The 370-nt window shown below is 68.1% G+C and carries 1 pseudogene; it reads left to right on the forward strand.

Going from position 1 to position 370, the window contains the following annotated elements:
* A pseudogene (locus EIP85_RS22650) lies at positions 1-370 on the forward strand (Re/Si-specific NAD(P)(+) transhydrogenase subunit alpha); the annotation flags it as partial.

Here is a 370-nt window from a genome sequence, read left to right on the forward strand (position 1 = left end):
TGAAGATCGGTGCACCGAAGGAAATCGCGCCCGGCGAGGCGCGGGTCGCGATGACGCCGGACTCGGCGAAGGCGTTGCAGAAGCTCGGCTATGACTGCGTGATACAGGCGGGGGCGGGCGCGCTTGCCGGGTTCTCCGACGCGGCCTATGAGGCGGCGGGGGTCGAGGTGGTGAAGACCGCCCCGGCGCTCTGGAAGGCGGCGGATGTCGTCGTCAAGGTGCGCCAGCCGGAGGAGGCCGAGGTCAAGCGGCTGCGCCACGGGCAGCTTCTGATCTCGTTCTTCTACCCGGCGCAGAACGAGCGGCTTCTGGAACTGGCCAAGGACCAGGGCGCCAATGTGATCGCCATGGACATGGTGCCGCGGATCTC

This window comes from Solirhodobacter olei (genome assembly GCF_004010155.1).
Classification (GTDB): Bacteria; Pseudomonadota; Alphaproteobacteria; order Rhodobacterales; family Rhodobacteraceae; genus Solirhodobacter; species Solirhodobacter olei.